Source organism: Caballeronia sp. EK, from assembly GCF_014384845.1.
Lineage (GTDB): Bacteria > Pseudomonadota > Gammaproteobacteria > Burkholderiales > Burkholderiaceae > Caballeronia > Caballeronia jiangsuensis.
On record NZ_JACSUE010000033.1, the window covers coordinates 1 to 15,360 of the forward strand.

Sequence of the window (15,360 nt, forward strand, 5' to 3'; positions counted from 1 at the left end):
CAAAGAAGAGAGGGGTTTGCCCATCTCGACGACCGACCAGAGCAGGAGCCGTTCGGCTTCCTTGCGGTAATTCTCGAAGGTGGTTTTCGTGTCGACAAAGCGTGACAGCCATGCGCGGATCGCGTCGAGGTCGTGATCGGCGGCAATCTGGGGACGCCCTGTCACAGCCCGGTTTAGGCCCGCGGAGCCGTTCAGCGTCGCTGGGATGACGAGTGTTTCGAGGGGTGTTGGCTGCAAGGCGGGCGGCGAGGAAGCGGGCGCGGCGGGCTTTGACATCGAGTTTGTTTTTGCGGCCAATGAGAGCAGATTACTCGAAATTATAAGCGGAATGTCAGAGAAAAAAAGGTCGCAAAATCAAAGGGATAATAGATTTCAGCGCGTTTGGCCTTGCAATCTAGAAGCGTCGCTGTAAGATGTAGCACATCTGTAGCACACTGAGGGCTGTCATGTCGACCACCACGCTTCGCCTGCCACCGGATCTTCGCGATCGTATCTCTCGCCTCGCCGAGCAGTCGGGTACCACGGCACACAGTTTTATGCTCGACGCCATCGCGGAACGGGTAGCGAACGAGGAGTTGCGCCAAGCGCTGTTCGATCAGGGAAGCACGCGCTTCGCGAACATGCTCGAGACGGGTGCCGGGCTCGACTGGACAGAGATGCGTGAGTTTTTGCGCGAACGCGCAGCAGGCGGCTCGCCACAAATGCCCAAGGTAAGGCGATGGCGCGAGTAATCCTGGCGCAGGAAATTGGAGACGACTTCGATCGGATATTCGAGTTTCTTTTCGAACACACGCCCGAGCGTGCGGCAGAGCGCATCGCCGACATCGTGTCCGCCCTCGACATTCTCCAGTCAAGTCCAATGATCGGCAGGCCGGTCGACAACCACCCAGGCATGCGCGAATTGGTCATTTCAAATGGAGCGTATGGGTATCTGGCGTTGTATCGGTTTTTGCCTGAGTTTGACGCGGTTTTCGTCCTAGCGATTCGAAGTCAGCGAGAACTACGCTACCGACGAGAAGCTCCTTGAGCGTTCTTGCTGATTCGTTGACGTTCAATCCAGCACAACGCATCCGTTGCGCAGCGAGGGGCGCGAAATGGTCAACCCAACTCGACCGCTGAAAAACCGGGAAGTATGCAGAACGACTATTCAATTGATGCGTCAGCTAAGCAGGACAAGCTGCTGCAGTTCCTAAGTGGAGTCGGTATTCCTGCAAGGAGAGCTGAGATACGGCACCCGGCCGAAAATCCGCTCGCACCGATTTCGTAGCTTCTTGGCAATCATGCCTCGCTGTTACGATCATTAATCGACGGCAACCTCAATGCTGCGCAGTGCGAGATGCTCAGGTGCACCGAGGAGACGCGTCTCACCGGGATGCTCCAATGAATTGGGCTGTGATCAAAAGCTCAGATCCGGAGGCCACCGCATGGGCGCGGGCAGCCGGCGTTCAACTGGGCCTGCCGCGCGGCGAGAGCATCCGCGACGATGAGTTCGATGGCGAAGGGGTACACATTCGACTGATCTTGCCGATGAATGGATACATCCGCATTCATCGATTAGCTCCAGCGGGCTTCTGGACGAGTCGCAAGCGCGGCGATCACCACGCATGGCCGCGCTCCAACTTCTGGACAATAGAAGTCGCCGCAGACGCGGAAGCGCAGCAACTTGACATTTCGGTAAAGGACGGAAAACCGTCATCGTTGCTGCGATGAACGACATGAACTTCTCAGGCCAACAAGGTAAAGCGACACGGCGCCAGAAACAGGAGAAGGAATCGAGACGAGTGAAAACGAAGTGATCGAGGCTGCGAAAGCGAAGTGGAACGCGCAGGCCGACGCGCACGACCAAAGGGACGAGCTGGGCTGCGACGAAAAGCTTGAACTGGCCGTGCGCACTGCGTTCGAAACGTTGAGCACGCAGGTCGTGGCGTGGACCACGGAAGATGGTGAGCGAGTCATCACCGACGCTTCGAAGCGCCGCCTGCCACGTGCCGTGCAGGCACCCTATACGCTGGCACTTGTGCGGGCAACATTGCGCGGGCGCTGATGGACGGCGAACAGTGAAGCAAATCGCCACTGCCGCCGGTTCATCGGCCAGCGTTGGGTTGGCGGTGCGCAGGCATTTCCGATTCTGGCGGATCGAATGACACTGCGGGATGGAAGATACATGGCGTTCTGTAAGGAGCGCAGCGCCTTGCTGCTGCCGTCAATGAGCATGGTCCTGTATATCCGCAGGCCCCGTGCAAAGTCGCGAAGGGTATGGATGTCTTTCTCCGAGAGGGCAACGAGGCCTGGCGGTGCAACGCTGGGTACGCAGAACTTCATTTCGTGCTCGAGCCGATCGATTGATGCACCACCGGTGCTGTTCGAGACCGCAGACGCCTGCACGGCGAGACGCACTCGACGCCGACGTGTGGCTGACGCGCAGAATATTGCCTTCAGGAGTGACTTGGCGCGGAATGTCATCGAAGGTCCGCCGCCGCTTTATCTGTAGACCGAAGGCCATCCGTTTTCCGCTACCGGAGGCCGCACTGACTCGCCGCTTCGCTGTGCGTGGCAACCTAGTCCCGCCGGCAGACGACGTTTGATGATTGACCGGCCTGTTGAGCCGGCGAGCCAACTTATGCGCGTTACGGTGGACCTCCGGTGGATTCCAAAACTCGACATAGTGCTCACCCGCCATGGAAGCCGAGGCGAATGCCATTCCTATCGATATAACAAACAGGCCCCTGCGCAATTGCTCTTCCCTCGTTAGTTGTCGACTCTCTCGGCCGCCGGTGGCGTCGCACGTACAAATGTTGGCGGAAGAACGGTCGCGTGAATCACACCTACGACCACACGTTCCGGCGATGGCCCTCTGCCGACGTGTCCGCCAATGACCGGCTGGCGCGAGCATCGTGCCTCGGCAGCGAGGCGACCGGTCTTCGGGGCGCTATGCGGGTTCTTCGCTTTCTGAGATGGCATTTGTGCATCCTCGGACGAACCCTCCGCAACAAACAACTGTTCTTGTGTGACTGGAACGGCCGGCCCCGGCACCGCCTTGGCGTCGTCATCCAGGTCGTCGTCCGTTCGAACAAACTCAAGGGGCGTTTTCAAGCGAGCAATGAGTTCGGGCGAAAGGACAGGGTAGGGCTGATCGAAAAACCCTAGGCAGACCGAGCGCGGTCTCCATGTGGAAGGCAGTCTCGGGCGTGAATCTTTCGCCCTTCGTAAGCTCCGCGACACGTGACAGAGTGGAATCCAGCGCCAACGCAATATTCTCGTGGCCGACCGCATTCTCCAAAAACTGAAGCGACCGCGTCTTGATGATTGAAGCCGTCGGAGCGGGCTCCCTGGAGGGCGACTGCGAGGACGTACGGCTACCGGACGAGAGATTGGCTTTAGACAGGTGTTGAGGCTGGCGGCTGTTCGCCTTTTCTCGGTGTCCCGCATTTCGCCTGCGGGTCTGACTCATAGCTTAAGCTCCAGTGCGGCGCGTTGACTTTTGAACTTGGATTATAGGCGAGAGATGGTCGGCTGCCGCTATGCGAAAGCCTGCCGGAAACCCATCTCAATCGCCGTCAGCGCGGCGTCACGATAGTGGGACGATCGCGTATTCGAAGCACCCTACTCGGTCTTCGCCGCCGCGGATTGCAAGCAAGGCCGAATGTAGGGATGCAGCCGAGACTTTCGAAATGCACACCGATCTTGCTCAGAAGCGGGAGTCCATGGACGAATATGAAGCTGCGCCGATCCTGTATGTCAGAGACTATGAGTGCTTGTTCGAACAGGGGCGCGTTCGTATGTGTTGAAGATGAGGCGTGTCGACATCTTCAGTCGTAGTCGAGGCAGTTCGCGCCGGGTCCGGCATACGGTTCGATCGGCGTGTTCGCATCGAATAGCTTTACTCTTTGCAGGCCTTCCATGACGCCGAGGCGAATGTGATCCTGCTGCAATCGTCCGCGCAGGTAGTTCAGCGTCGAATCGGCGCCGGGCATCGCGGCCAGCGGCTTCGACAGCGGCTTGAAGAAGTTGTCCCAGTGCACGGGAATGACGAGCGAGGGGCGCGCGCAGCCCACGGTATTGTCGTAGTAACGCGCGCGGAAATCGGAACCGCCCGTGAGCAGTCCGGCGGTGGACAGGAACACGGTTTCCGCATGCACGTTGTACAAGGCGCCTGCTTCGAAGTTGGCGGAGGCGACCACCAGTATGCTGTGCCCGCCGTTACGGATCAGGAGGTCATACGTGCGGCCTTCGACAAAGGCCTTCGCGGGTGCAGGCAACGTAAGGGGCGTGCGAATCTGCTGACCCAAATCGTCGTTGATGAAGCGAATCGGCGTCGAGTGCTTCGAGGGTATCGGCGTGACCTCGAAGTTGCCGACGCGATTGCCTTGTCCGCTTGCGAGATGAACGAGTTGTTCGCCCTTGAGACCGCCGCCGCGCCCGATGTTGAGCACGCTGTTCGATCCGTACAGCCGCGCGCCGGTCTTGTGCGCGAGATAGGCGACATCGAGCGCGTGATCGTAATGCGCATGCGTCACGAAGATGCCCTTGACGCGGGTCGCGCCCGTCTGCTTCAGGATCTCGTTGACCGCGCTGGGCGCGGTCTGCACCTTGTCGAGCGCGACGTTGGCGATCGATGGCCGCGTGATGAACGCGTCGACGAGAATCTGCGTGTCGCCGTCGTCGAACAGAAGGGTGGTGGTACCCAGAAACGTGACCATGATCGTTCCGGGACGCGCCGCCTGCGTATATGCCGGCAGCTTCTCGTCGCCGGATACCGTGAGCGCCACGGCGCGCGCGGCGGTGACGAGCGCGAGGCACAGGAGCAGCCCGGCGATCAGCAGATTCTTCATGGCGACTCCCCTGAGCGCGTTGTGAGCGAAAGCCTCGTGCGGTTACATCGCTTCGTTGCCAAGGATAGGAAAATAAACCGTGAACCGGGGCATCGCGTTTCCACGGATTGCAAGATGGCCGCGCGACAAGCGGTGAGGCCGTTCAAAGCGCGCCCTCGCCGCTCGTCTATGCAAAAGAGCGGAACGCGTCACGACAGCGCGGCGCGCCGACCCGCGTCGTGCATGACCGATCGAGGCTCAACGCGCCATGAACCATGCTGCCATTTCAGCCCATCATCACGTCGGTAGCCTTGCCGATCCCGTTCGCATTCTCGGCGTGCCGATCTCGTCCTATTCGCACGCGTTGCTCCAGACGCTGGCGCAGCGCGCGCATCTGCCTTCGGTCTACGTGACGAGCGCCGAGCGCGCCGTATGCGATCAGGCTCGAATCTTCTTTCAGAAGCACGTGGTGGAAGGCAAGGAAGCGTCGTACAAGAATCACGCGGTCCCGAAGATCATCGCGCATGCGCGGGCGTTGCACGCGAACCATGCGGGCGAGCGCATCGCCATTGCCTACCTGATCCGCGCCATCGAGGGCGTGCATGGCGGACCGCAGTCGATCTCGCGGCACCTGGGGCGCAGCCCGTTCGTCGAAGTATTCGACGTCGCTCACTACAGCGGCCCGACCACCGGGCCGGGCAGGCGCAACAGCATGGAGCCCGCTCAGGCGAAGGCGTTTCTCGAAGCGTGCCGAACCTTCATGGCGTTTCCGATCCTCCGGCTGGGCCATTCCGTCGAACTGGGTTTCACACATGCCGGCGAGTTCAAGGACGAAAAGTGCTTTCACTTCGAGGTCGCTCAGCCGGCCTTCGACCGCCTGTCGATACCCGGCGGCGCCTTGACGGCCTAGCGCTTCGCGTGCATCGATCGATCCGATGAAATTCGCCGTCACCGTGGTTTCGCCGCCGGGCTATGTGCATTCCGCCGCCTTCCATGAAGTGGCCGAGACGCTTCATTACGCGCTGCTCGCGCTCGGTCACGACAGCGTGATGACTCGCGAAGGACGGCTCGACGGGCGGCGTCACATCGTGCTCGGCTCGAATCTGCTGCCGCACTATCCGTTGACGCTCGCGCCCGATGCGATTCTCTACAACCTCGAACAAGTCCACGCAGGTTCGCCTTGGATCACGCCGCCATTCCTCGCGCTCCTGCGCCGTCATGCCGTGTGGGACTACGACGCCGCCAACGCGCGCGCTTCGCGGCCCTCGGCGTGCGCGTCGTGCCGGTCGGATACGTGCCGGAACTCACGCGCATCCGTTTCGCCGAGCCGCGCGATATCGACGTGCTGTTCATCGGCTCGCTGTGCCCGCGGCGCGCGCGAGTCATCGAGCGCATGCGTGCCGCGGGCATCGGCATCGTCGCCGCGTTCGGCGTGTACGGCCGCGCCCGCGAGGCGTGGCGGACGGTCGATCGTGAGCCCTGCTACGCAAGCCTTGTTCGATCGCGTTGTTTGGCCAAACTCGACGCCTTGTCCGCCATCCGATTTGCATATCCGGGCCGAGCGAATTTAATACAACGAGATCCGTCCTCATCGGATGGTTCCGGCGACGGCTGCCGGCTGTTGCGCTCGCGAATGCGGCTCGCGCGACCCGGCAGCAACCTGCTCACGAGGTGTACGAATCATGACTACTGTCCCCGCGACCCGGCACTCGCACCGGCTCGATTGGCTCGTCAAGAAGCTCTCGCCAGCCATGCCGTGGCTGTTCCTCGCCTTGCGGCGCGCGCTCATTCCCACGGTGTGCCTCGTCATCCTCGCTGTGCTGTTCTATCTGGTGCCGCAAAGCCGCGAAGTGCTGCTCGGGCTGACAGAGCCGCCGCAGACCGGTCCGCTGAGTTCGACGCCGCTCAGCGTGGTGAACTGGACGGCGCTGATTTCGTACTACGTGGCGTCTTTCGCGCTCGCGCTCGCCGTGTGGTATGGCGCGCGCCTGCTCTGCACCGTGGAGGCGTGGCTCGGCATGCCGGCGGCGTGGAAAATCGGATACCTTGGTAAACGCCCAAAGGCGTTTAACTATGATCCGGCGGAGGAACGCTTCGAGGACGGTGACGGCGACAGCATACGGCGGGCCATCAAGTGGCTGCCGCGCGCGTATGGCGTCCTCGCGCTATCGGCATCCATGGGCGCGCTGATTTTCGCGACCCTCATATGGACGGTCGAGCGCGGAACGGCGCTTGCCGTGACGGCGCTGGCCATCGTCGGGCCGCTGCTCTTCGTGTGGGGCGTGGCAATACGGCAGTCGGCCATGCAGAGCACGTCGAAATGGACGCAACGCGCCGGTTTCGTGATGGCGGCGGGAATCGTGGCTTTCTGCGTCGCGTTCGGCCTCATGCTGCTGTTACTGAAAATCGACTTCGCAGTCTGGATGGTGGACGTCGTGGCATCGGTGTTGCCCGCGGTGCTGCTCGCATTCGTGCTGGGGCGGCGCGCGTTTTTCTCACGTTTCACACGGTGGATCCAAAAGGAGTTCCCGGCGGACTCCGCGCTCGATTTCGAAGACGTGATCGGACGCGTCGCCTTTTTCAGCGGCGCGGGACTGGTCGTGCTCGTGCTGCTCGCGGTGCTGAAGGCGGCCTATGTGAGAAGCGTCGGATCCGCGGCCACGGTCATGATCTTTCTGGCGGCGGCCGTGCTCTTCATTGCCGGTGTGCAACTTTTTCTGCGCAGAATTTCGCGTTCGGTGCCCGGTCTGACTTCCGCCGTGGCGATCCTCGGGTTCGCCGCCGTGAGCGTCGTCGGCTGCGAGCCGCTCGGCAAGGAACGGCTCGAGACGAGCGCCCGGGCGGCCCCAGTCAACGCGATGCTATCCGGCAACGCGGCGGGTTCGTCAGACGCGCCGCCGACGCCGCGCCTGATCGTCAACGCCTATGGCGGAGGCTTGCGCGCGGCGATCTACATGTCGCAGGTGCTCGCGCGTGCCGACGACGCCTCGTGCGGCGAATTCGGCAAGCACATCGAAGCCATGAGCGGCGTATCGGGCGGCAGTCTCGGCATTGCGGTGTATCTCGTTGCGCGGCAACAACTCATCGCCCACGGCAATCCGTGGGCGCCGTGCAAGAAGGCAACGGAAACGCCGCTCACGGATGTGGTGGCGCGCGCGCTCGGGCAAGACCATCTCTCGCCTGTCATCGCGCGAACGCTCAGTCTGGATCTCGTTCCCTTCACGGATCCGGCGCGCGGGCAGGCCATTCTCGATAGCTGGAATGATGCGCTGGCGGATGCGCTCAAAATCGCGCCCGCGCTGGCGGAGGCAGTCAAGCACCCGCCGCCGGGCCACGACGACGACTTCGACGCGCCCCTTGCCATGAAGCTCGCCGATCTGAGCGGTGGCATCTCGCCGAAACCGCTGGTGTTCTTCAATATGACCGACGCCGATAAAGGGAACATCGTGTGGTTTTCGAATGGCGCGCCGTCGAGCAGCTTCCTTGATTCATCGGCGAACGGGCTGATGGTCGGTCAGGCGGTGTTGCACAGCGCGCGGTTCCCCATCGTCACGCCGGCGGGCGAATTCATGCAAGGCAAAACAACGCATCGGTTGGTCGATGGCGGTTACGCCGACAATTCCGGCGCGCAGACGCTCATGGACCAGCGCGCACGCGTGAATGGCGGGAAGTCGAGCAATGTCGTGCTTATCGATATCGACGGCAATCCGCCCGCGGTCTTCACGATCCACGAGTCCGGGCAGGATCATGAATGCAAGGGGGACAAGCAGTCCGTGATTCCGACTGCGCTTCTCGCGCTCTTGCAGGCGCGCTCGGCCCATGCAGAGCAGGCGGTGAAGCGGCTCGCGGACGAGCTGCCCGCTTGCACGGACAGCACCGACAAGACCCAATGCCTCCGGCCTGTGCGGCTGAGCGCCGCATTGGACGACAACGAGAAGTTGAGCGTGAAGGTCCAGTGCGACCAGTTGAAGCGGGCCCGCACGGCGCCGCTCGGCTGGTACACGGGCAACGAGACCGCCGCGACGGTTGCGGAAGCGGCGTATAGGACGGCGGACGACTTATGCCGGCGCGCTGGACTGAACGAGCCCTGCATATCGCCCAAGCCTCGGGATGCATCGCCGAAAGGGCGCAGGGCTTTAATCGCCACTTCCGCGCCGTGAGCGCCTTGCCCGCGTTCAACGATGCCCGTGCGCTTTGATGAACGCCATCAGCGCAGCAAACGCCGGCGGCACGGAAGGATCGGCGCAGCTCAACTCTTTCGTGCCGTCGGCGAAGCCGATGCGAGTGCTATAGATGCGCCCGTCAGGCTCGGTTTTCGATGCCGCCGCGCGCGGGACAGCCGGCTCCGCGCGGGCGGCGGACACGAGCGGCGCAAGCTCGTCGCGCTTGTCAGCCGACAGGGCGTTCTCGTCGCGCACGATCGGCCGCGCAAGGCCAGGAAAGAAGCCCACGCCTCCCTCGATAAACAGTTCCGCTTGCATCGGCAGCTCCTCGTTCTGCGCGTTATCGGTCATGCATCCCGCAGCGATGAGACAGGCCATGGCGAGCCCGGCCCGCAGGCCTCGCAGGCCTGTCATCCGGCTCACAGCACACCGACCGTGTCCCACGCTTTGCTGATCGCTTTCGACTCGGCGCTGCCCGACCGCGCGTAAGGCCGTCCGTGCGGCGGCTTAGCGCGCTACCCCCTCCCGTGTCGGCGTCGGATGTGAGCGAGCTGCTGCGTACCAGGGCGCTGCGATGTGTCACGCGAAGCGCGCGGGATTGCACAGATATACGTCGCGTCCTGCCCCCGATCGCTTTCGTCGGGAATAGGCATTGCTGCGCAGGTGTTACCCGTGCCAACGGCCGGCATATCTAATGGAGCGACCCTCCGCGGCTGGAAGGGCAGCATTGGGACGACGTCAAAGACGCTAAACATGAGGTCTAGCACTTGGTCCGCCGGCCCGGCAACGTGTCGGTGTTCGGAACCAGTACGACGCCAGGGGGCATCAGCAGAGGGTCATGTGGTAACGCTGTCCAGTCTGACTCACGACTTCCGGCACTTGAGCGGGCGGGGTGAGGCAGGCTTGCGTGTAACCGGAGAAACATGGTGAAAGCTGTTGTCTATAGAGGGCCGCGCGATGTCAGCGTGGAAAACGTGCCCGATCCCAAAATCGAGCGGCCAACTGATGTGATCGTGCAGATCAGAAGCACTAATATCTGCGGTTCGGATCTGCATATGTTCGAAGGCAGGACCGACTTCGAAACGGGGAGGGTGTTCGGGCATGAGAATCTCGGCCAAATCACGGAAGTGGGGCAGGCCGTTGAGCGTTTAAAAGTCGGCGACTGGGTGTGCATGCCATTCAATATCAGCTGTGGTCATTGCCGGAACTGCGAAAAGGGATTGACCGCATTCTGCCTGACTGCCAATCCTCAGCCGGGCATGGCAGGCGCTGCCTTCGGCTTCGCCGACATGGGGCCTTATCAGGGCGGACAGGCGGAATACCTACGCGTACCTTGGGCTGATTTCAACTGCCTGAAGCTGCCTCCCGATGCGGAGGAAAAGCAGAACGACTATGTGATGGTGGCCGATATCTTTCCGACCGGCTGGCATGCCACCGAGCTTGCCGGCATGCGGCCGGGCGATGCCGTCGTCATCTACGGCTCGGGTCCAGTGGGACTGATGGCCGCGCATGCAGCGATGATCAAGGGTGCCTGTAATGTGATGGTGGTGGATCGCCATCCCGACCGGCTCCAACTGGCGGAATCAATAGGCGCGGTCGCCATCGACGATTCGAAGTGCAATCCGGTCGATCGCGTCATGGACCTGACCCATGGGCGGGGTGCGGATGTCGGCTGCGAGTGCGTCGGCTATCAATGCCATGATCCCGCCGGACAGGAGATTCCCTATCTGACCATGAACAATCTCGTCCAATCGGTGAAGTTCACCGGCGGCATTGGTGTGGTCGGCGTATTCACGCCACAGGATCCCGGTGCATCTGATGACCTCGCCAAAAAGGGCGAGATCGCGTTCGACTGGGGAACGTGTTGGTTTAAGGGCCAGCATATCGCCACCGGACAGTGCAACGTCAAAGCCTACAACCGACAACTGCGCGACCTGATTCATGCAGGTAGGGCGAAACCCTCGTTTATCGTTTCACATGAAATCGAACTGAGCAAGGCGGCGGAGGCCTACCAGCACTTCGACTCGCGTGACCACGGCTGGACGAAAGTCATCCTGAAGCCTGGGGCATGAGAGAATTTTTTCATGAGTGAGCTGATGGCGGAGGCCGACTGCAAGCCGGGTTCGTAGAATGTCCAGCGGGTCCGGTTTGCCCTTTCTAGAGCGCGGGGCGGCTGTCGATCTGGCTTTTGACGTTGTGCAAATAGTTCACCGACCTCGTCGCCAAGGATGGTCCAGCCGTTTGCCAACCATCCCTTCGAGTGGTTTCACGCCGCCTGCTCGAATCCCTGGGCGGCCGCCGTGATGATCCCGGCGATGTGAACCACAATCGCCGTGTTGATTGGTTCTCGACCGATCCTGCTTTGTTCGCGGCAATGAAGGTGCAACTGCCCCGACGACGCTGCCGGAAACAGAAAACGCTGGCCATGCTTGCTGTAATAACTGAATGAGCGATCTATTTACGTGGGACCGTTATGCCTGTCTACGATTACGATTGTGTTGATTGCGGCGGTTTCGAAGTCGTCCGCCGCATCGCCGAGCGCGACGATCCCTACGCGTGTCCGCAATGCGGCGGGCCAGCCGCGCGTGTGACGATCGCGGCACCAAGCGTGGGCGGCGCAAGTTCATCTAGCGACGGCGCGGGTGATGCCGGCAGCTACGGCATGTCTCATCGAGGCGGTTGCCTCTGCTGCTGTTAGCCCTCTTTAGCTGCCCGCTGGGTACGGCCATTGTCGCCGAGCACTTCTTTTCGAGGAAGTGCGCGGGACTAGCAGGACTTAGAAGTAACGGATTTCGTTTACACCGGAGTCGGGCTCTTCGGGGGCGTCGACGTTACATTCGGCCCCAGCGCCCAAGTAGCGGGCATCATCACGACAGTGAAGATGGACGATTAGCCCTCCTTCGACACAAAAGGATCGATCTCTGTGAACGGGTTCAATCTCCGACCGGCGCTTGCTATTCAGCCACTCACCGATGATCTATAGAATTGCAAGTCTCTTTTTTAGCTATCCGACCTTTCCATTGTTTATGGGCTACTTCAGTCAGAATGCCGATCTTTCGCCGGTTGCGTACCCGAAATCGAGCAGGAAGCGAAGACGCTGGGTGGCCGCCTCGCTCCAGCCGTAGGACCACTCGAGGACATCGGCGATCGTGCGGAGCAGCAGCCATTCGCCTCCGGTAAAGCTGCAGGTGACGTCGAGGGCCGCCTTCGCGCTTCCTCGCACCCTGACCTGACACCCGCGGACGGATGGGCGAGGACGTAGCGCTGCTCGACCAGCCAGCAGAACAGGGCCGTGAGTACGGTCAGCGCGTACGAGGCGGAGCGCGTCGATTACGGTCCGCTGAACGGCCGCCATTCTATGCTTCGTCGTGGGCGCAACAGCCCGGCCCAACGTTAGCGCGGCGTCGGCCGTCGCAGGAACGCCCGGTACGCGATCGCATCATCGGTGGACAGCGAGGACAGCGCGCAGCCCCGATCGACGATCGCCCACAGCATAAGGCGCTCCGCGTCCTTGCGGTAGGCGCGCAGCGTGGCGGCGGATTCGTGCAGAGACAGCCAGGATTGCATGGCCTCGTAGTCGTTCGAGGCCTTGAGCAAAGAGACGTGCGGTGGTGCGCGAAACTGAAACGGCCCGGGCGCAGTTGCACTCGGCCGTCAAATCCAGACCTTCCGCTACACCTTCAACGGAACGGCATTACGGCTTCGGCCGCTGTTTTCACGTTACGAGAAACGATCGCTCAGATAAGCGGCCGTGCGGCTTTCCGCCACTTTCGCAACTTCTCGAGGCAGCCCGCACGCAACGGTTCGTCCGCCTTCATCGCCCGCGCCCGGACCGATGTCGATCAGCCAGTCGCTATGGGCCGCGACACGCATGTCATGCTCGACGACGATCACCGTGTTGCCCGCATCGACGAGGCCCTGCAACTGCGTCATCAGCCGGTCGACGTCGGCGGGGTGGAGGCCTGTCGTCGGTTCGTCGAGAATGTAGAGCGAGTCTCCGCGCTGTGCGCGCTGCAGTTCGGCCGCGAGCTTGATGCGTTGCGCCTCGCCGCCCGACAGTTCCGTCGCCGGCTGCCCGAGTCGCAGGTAGCCGAGGCCAATATCCTGCAGCACTTGCAGCGCACGCATGATCTGCGCTTCTTCGGCGAAGAAGTCGCAGGCGGAATCGACCGTCATTCCCAGCACCTGAGCGATGTTTTTTCCGCGCCATTCGATTTCAAGGGTGGGCGCGTTGTAGCGCGTGCCGTGGCATGTAGAGCAGGGCGCGTAGACGCTCGGCAGGAACAGCAATTCGACGCTTACGAACCCTTCGCCTTCGCACGTCGGGCAGCGGCCTTTTGCGACGTTGAACGAGAAGCGGCCCGCGTCGTAGCGGCGCTTGCGGGCGGCGGGCGTCTCGGCGAAGAGCTTGCGCACGTGATCGAAGAGGCCGGTGTAGGTCGCCAGATTCGAGCGCGGCGTGCGTCCGATCGGCTTCTGGTCGACGCGCACGAGCCGCCGGATCGCGGCCATCCCTTCGACGATATCGCCGCTCGTCGGCTGCGTATCGGCGGCCAGGAGCGGATCGAGTTCTTCGTCCGCATCGGGTGCGATCGTGCGTCCTAGCCGGCCCGCGACGAGCTCCGGCAACGCCTGGCTCACGAGGCTCGATTTGCCCGAACCCGACACGCCGGTCACCGTTGTGAAGCAGCCGAGCGGAAACGCGGCGTCGAGTCCGTGTAGGTTGTTGCGCGTGATCTTCGCGAGCCGAAGCCAGCCGGAGGGCGCGCGCGGCGTATGGGCGGCACGCTTGTGCGTGCCGAAGAGATGCTTGCGCGTCTGCGACGCTTCGACCTTCGCGAGCCCCGGCGGCGGCCCGCTGTACACCACGTAACCGCCCGCTTCGCCCGCGGCCGGGCCTACATCGACGAGCCAATCCGCGCGTCGCATCATGTTCAGATCGTGCTCGACGACAAAAAGCGAATTGCCCGCCGCCTTCAGCCGCTCGAGCGCCGTGAAAAGCGCTTCGCCATCGGCGGGATGAAGCCCCGCGGAGGGCTCGTCGAGCACGTACACGACGCCGAACAACTGCGACGCGAGCTGCGTGGCCAAGCGCAGGCGCTGCAATTCGCCCGACGAAAGCGTAGGCGTCGCGCGGTCGAGGGCGAGATAGCCGAGCCCGAGGTCGATGAGTGTCGTGAGGCGTGCGAGCAACTCCTCTGCGATGCGCTGCGCCGCGACGCGCTTCTCGTCCGACATGTTCGGCGTGCGCCGCACGTTGGGCGCCGCCTTGTGCGCCGAGCCGCCCGCCGCGACGCGCCGCTCGGTCGCCTCGCGCATCGCCTGCTTGCCGAGGATCGCGCTGTCGCCATCGATGCCGTGCGTGTGCGCCGGCAGTTCGCCGCACGCGATCGGCCCGAGCAGATCGGCCAGGCGCGCGAGCGGCATCTGCGAAAACCCGGCGATGTCGAGCCCGGCGAATGTCACCGACAACGCTTCGCGCTTAAGCCGCTTTCCATGACACGCCGGACATTCGCTGCCGATCATGTAGCGCGACACGCGTTTTTTCATCAGCGCGCTTTGCGTATTCGCGAACGTGTGCAGCACGTAGCGGCGTGCGCCGGTGAACGTGCCCTGATAGCTCGACTCCATCTTGCTTTTCAGCGCGACGCGCGTTTCCTCGGGCGTCAAGCCGGCGTAGACGGGCACGGTCGGCGTTTCGTCGGTGAAGAGGATCCAGTCGCGGTCCTTCTTCGGCAGATCGCGCCACGGGGTATCGACGTCGTAGCCGAGCGTGACCAGGATGTCGCGCAGATTCTGCCCGTGCCACGCGGGCGGCCATGCGGCGATCGCGCGTTCGCGGATCGTGAGCGTGTCGTCCGGGACCATCGATTTTTCGGTGACTTCGTATACGCGTCCGAGACCGTGGCACGTCGGGCAGGCGCCCTGGACCGTGTTCGGTGAGAAATCTTCCGCGTAGAGCATCGGCTGCTTCGGCGGATAGCTGCCGGTTCGCGAATACAGCATGCGCACGAGGCTGGATAGCGTCGTCACGCTTCCCACCGACGAGCGTGCGCTGGGCGTGCCGCGCTGCTGCTGAAGCGCGACGGCGGGCGGGAGTCCTTCGATCGAATCGAATTCGGGCACGCCGACCTGTTCGATCAGCCGGCGCGCGTAAGGCGCGACCGACTCGAAGTAGCGCCGCTGCGCCTCGGCGTAGAGCGTGCCGAACGCAAGCGACGACTTGCCGGAGCCGGACACGCCCGTGAATACAACGAGCGCATCGCGCGGAATGTCGATGTCGATATTCTTCAGGTTGTGTTCGCGCGCGCCGCGCACGCGCACGAAGCCATCGTGGGCGGATTCGGGGGAGAGTTTCAGACGGGTCATCCGCTGCAGAGGCCGCA

The 15,360-nt window shown here is 62.5% G+C and carries 12 protein-coding genes and 2 pseudogenes; 9 read left to right on the plus strand and 5 right to left on the minus strand.

Annotated features, from left to right (window positions below; all coding sequences use genetic code 11):
* Positions 1 to 276 (minus strand): annotated as a pseudogene (locus tag IAG25_RS39515) (tyrosine-type recombinase/integrase); the annotation flags it as partial.
* A gap of 170 nt (positions 277 to 446) precedes the next feature.
* Between IAG25_RS39515 and IAG25_RS39520 the strand changes: the two are divergent.
* The 4 genes from IAG25_RS39520 to IAG25_RS39535 all read left to right on the plus strand — a co-directional run bounded on the left by IAG25_RS39520 (position 447) and on the right by IAG25_RS39535 (position 2,044).
* Positions 447 to 731 carry a CopG family ribbon-helix-helix protein gene (locus IAG25_RS39520; RefSeq protein WP_187609694.1) on the plus strand — a complete coding sequence of 95 codons (285 nt, stop codon included), beginning with the start codon at positions 447 to 449 and terminating at the stop codon, positions 729 to 731.
* Positions 719 to 1,027 carry a type II toxin-antitoxin system RelE/ParE family toxin gene (locus IAG25_RS39525; RefSeq protein ID WP_187609695.1) on the plus strand — a complete coding sequence of 103 codons (309 nt, stop codon included), beginning with the start codon at positions 719 to 721 and terminating at the stop codon, positions 1,025 to 1,027. The genes IAG25_RS39520 and IAG25_RS39525 overlap by 13 nt, the downstream gene beginning before the upstream one ends.
* A 353-nt stretch (positions 1,028 to 1,380) precedes the next feature.
* Entirely contained in the window at positions 1,381 to 1,710 is a 330-nt protein-coding gene (locus tag IAG25_RS39530; protein WP_187609696.1) for a hypothetical protein, read from the plus strand.
* Positions 1,711 to 1,792: 82 nt separating this feature from the next.
* Entirely contained in the window at positions 1,793 to 2,044 is a 252-nt protein-coding gene (locus tag IAG25_RS39535; RefSeq protein ID WP_187609697.1) for a hypothetical protein, read from the plus strand.
* A 1,765-nt stretch (positions 2,045 to 3,809) separates the two neighbouring features.
* Here the strand turns inward: IAG25_RS39535 and IAG25_RS39540 are convergent.
* On the minus strand, positions 3,810 to 4,832 hold the full coding sequence (locus IAG25_RS39540; RefSeq protein ID WP_187609698.1) for an MBL fold metallo-hydrolase: 1,023 nt from the start codon (positions 4,830 to 4,832) through the stop codon (positions 3,810 to 3,812).
* 247 nt (positions 4,833 to 5,079) lie between these two features.
* Here IAG25_RS39540 and IAG25_RS39545 point away from each other — a divergent pair, with 247 nt between their 5' ends.
* From IAG25_RS39545 to IAG25_RS39555, 3 genes are all read left to right on the plus strand, one after another.
* Positions 5,080 to 5,721, plus strand: a complete 642-nt coding sequence (locus IAG25_RS39545) for a hypothetical protein (protein ID WP_187609699.1) — start codon at positions 5,080 to 5,082, stop codon at positions 5,719 to 5,721.
* Positions 5,722 to 5,746: 25 nt separating this feature from the next.
* Entirely contained in the window at positions 5,747 to 6,382 is a 636-nt protein-coding gene (locus IAG25_RS39550) for a hypothetical protein (RefSeq protein ID WP_187609700.1), read from the plus strand.
* Positions 6,383 to 6,493: 111 nt separating this feature from the next.
* Positions 6,494 to 8,971, plus strand: coding sequence for a hypothetical protein (locus IAG25_RS39555; RefSeq protein WP_187609701.1), 2,478 nt, complete (start codon positions 6,494 to 6,496; stop codon positions 8,969 to 8,971).
* Between the two features lie 15 nt (positions 8,972 to 8,986).
* Here IAG25_RS39555 and IAG25_RS39560 read toward each other — a convergent pair whose 3' ends face one another.
* Positions 8,987 to 9,292 carry a protealysin inhibitor emfourin gene (locus IAG25_RS39560; protein WP_187609702.1) on the minus strand — a complete coding sequence of 102 codons (306 nt, stop codon included), beginning with the start codon at positions 9,290 to 9,292 and terminating at the stop codon, positions 8,987 to 8,989.
* Positions 9,293 to 9,900: 608 nt separating this feature from the next.
* On the opposite strand from IAG25_RS39560, the gene IAG25_RS39565 reads away from it, so the two are divergent.
* Both IAG25_RS39565 and IAG25_RS39570 read left to right on the plus strand, forming a co-directional pair.
* Positions 9,901 to 11,046: a glutathione-independent formaldehyde dehydrogenase gene (locus IAG25_RS39565; RefSeq protein WP_187609714.1), complete on the plus strand. Its 1,146-nt coding sequence runs from the start codon at positions 9,901 to 9,903 to the stop codon at positions 11,044 to 11,046.
* 401 nt (positions 11,047 to 11,447) lie between these two features.
* Positions 11,448 to 11,672, plus strand: coding sequence for an FmdB family zinc ribbon protein (locus tag IAG25_RS39570; RefSeq protein WP_187609703.1), 225 nt, complete (start codon positions 11,448 to 11,450; stop codon positions 11,670 to 11,672).
* 348 nt (positions 11,673 to 12,020) lie between these two features.
* Here IAG25_RS39570 and IAG25_RS41885 read toward each other — a convergent pair.
* Both IAG25_RS41885 and IAG25_RS39580 read right to left on the minus strand, forming a co-directional pair.
* Positions 12,021 to 12,595: pseudogene (locus tag IAG25_RS41885) on the minus strand (integrase); the annotation flags it as partial.
* A gap of 99 nt (positions 12,596 to 12,694) precedes the next feature.
* Positions 12,695 to 15,343: an excinuclease ABC subunit UvrA gene (locus IAG25_RS39580; RefSeq protein WP_187609704.1), complete on the minus strand. Its 2,649-nt coding sequence runs from the start codon at positions 15,341 to 15,343 to the stop codon at positions 12,695 to 12,697.
* Positions 15,344 to 15,360: the final 17 nt, after the last annotated feature.